The organism is Arthrobacter sp. TS-15 (genome assembly GCF_006964045.1).
GTDB lineage: Bacteria > Actinomycetota > Actinomycetes > Actinomycetales > Micrococcaceae > Arthrobacter.
The window spans coordinates 1-1,507 of sequence record NZ_SDXQ01000094.1 but is presented as its reverse complement, the minus strand read 5'-3'; the positions used below and the strand labels follow the sequence as shown (position 1 = coordinate 1,507).

The 1,507-nt window shown below is 71.1% G+C and carries 1 protein-coding gene; it reads left to right on the top strand.

All coding sequences use genetic code 11. The features are described 5' to 3' along the window. Positions 1 to 311: 311 nt before the first annotated feature. Positions 312 to 1,507, top strand: a 1,196-nt coding sequence (locus EU811_RS22970; RefSeq protein ID WP_142940557.1) for an ABC transporter ATP-binding protein, incomplete at its 3' end; no start/stop codon positions are given.

The window sequence follows — 1,507 nt, the reverse complement described above, 5'->3', positions numbered from 1 at the left end:
CTAGTCTCGTGGGCTCGGACTGCGACAGGGGCGTACGGGCGCGACGGAGTCGGAGCCGACGGAACGTAGGGGACGTACGCCATCCGCACCGGAGCCCGAGAGACACTGAACAGACGTCTTTCGCACCGGAGTTGGCCGAACCGGCGGGTTTCACGGGGAGGTCCCTCCACAAGGCCCGCCCGATTCCGCCGCAAGTCTTCCCCGGGATGTGTGCGGTCCGTTAGCTTCCGTGACTCATAGGTCTCGTACGACCCGCGAGACCTCCGTTCGCGGAGCAACAGCGCCCTGTGAGCCCCCGGGGGTCACGTCCCATGTCACGCGCCATCTCCCTTCGACAGGTCAGCAAGTCCTACACACGCGGTGTCTCTGTGGTGGACAGGTTGTCGCTCGACGTCGCGCCCGGCGAGTTCCTGGTGCTGCTCGGGCCGTCCGGCTGCGGCAAGTCGACCGTGCTGAGGATGATCGCCGGCCTCACGGACCCCACCGAGGGACAGGTGCGGCTCGACGGCGCGTACGCCAACCATCTGGAGCCCGCCGACCGGGACATGGCGATGATCTTCCAGAACTTCGCGCTCTACCCGACCATGAACGGCCGCGACAACATCGGCTTCCCGCTGCGCATCGAGACGCCCGGCCAGGACCCGCGCTCGCGCGTCGACGCCACGGCCCGGATGCTCGGCATCGAGGACCTCCTCGACCGCTTTCCCAACGAGCTCTCCGGCGGCGAACGCCAGCGCGTCGCGATGGGCCGGGCGATTGCACGGCACCCCTCCGCGTTCCTGATGGACGAGCCGCTGGCCAACCTGGACGCCAAGCTCCGCAACCGTCTGCGCGCCGAAATCGCCCGCCTCACCCGGGGGTTGGGCGTCACCACCGTGTACGTCACCCACGATCAGGCGGAGGCGATGTCCCTGGGTGACCGGGTCGCCGTCCTGCGCGGCGGTGTCCTCCAGCAGGTCGGCACCCCGCGCACGGTCTACGCGCTGCCCGAGAACGTCTTCGTCGCCGCCTTCATCGGCACCCCGCGCATCAGCCTCCTGCGGGGCGTCGTCCTCGCCCCGCTCGACGGCGCCATGTCGATCGGCCTCGGCCGCCAGGCCCTCGTCCTGCCCGAACCCCTGTCCCTGGACCACCGGTTGCTCCGGGTGCACCAGGGCCACGAAGTCATCGTGGGCCTGCGCTCCGAGGCCATACGCATCGCCAAACCGTCGGAGGCCAGGCCCGGCGAGGTGGCGATCAGCGGACTCGTCGAGCACGTGGAGTTCCAGGGCCACGAGGTCCTCGTCCACTTCAACACCGGCTCGCAGCCCGCCGTCGTACCCGACCTGGAGGCACCGCGCCCCATGCCCCGGCCGCCGCGCCGCCGCCGTCCCGTGGGCGGTGTCCTCGGCCGCCTGAGGGACCGGGCGGGCGCGCTGCGGGCCGGACCCGTCGTGGTCCTGGCGGACCCAGGGGGCACCGGACCCGACCGGACCGAACTGCCGCCCCCGGAAGGCCGGTTGCCGGG